Annotated in this window: 1 protein-coding gene; it reads left to right on the plus strand. The window is 24.8% G+C overall.

The window, feature by feature from the left end; all coding sequences use genetic code 11:
* Positions 1-237 (plus strand): EcsC family protein (locus G3997_RS04990; protein WP_296649056.1); only part of this gene is annotated, 237 nt, incomplete at both ends.

The raw sequence follows: 237 nt of genomic DNA on the forward strand, positions 1-237 counted from the left end.
GATTTAYYTCTTTTACTTAGTATAAAAATTAAACTCCTTTATGAACTTGCTAGTATTTATGGATTTGATGTTAAAGATTATAGAGAAAGGATGTATATATTAAGCATTTTCCAATTAGCTTTTTCTAGTCAAGAGCATGTTAATAATGTTTTTGMTAAAATAGAGAATTGGGATGAATATAAAGATACTTTATCTGATGATATAAATGATTTAGATTGGCGAAGTTTTCAGCAAAAA

This window comes from Romboutsia sp. 13368, assembly GCF_018336475.1.
Classification (GTDB): Bacteria; Bacillota; Clostridia; order Peptostreptococcales; family Peptostreptococcaceae; genus Romboutsia.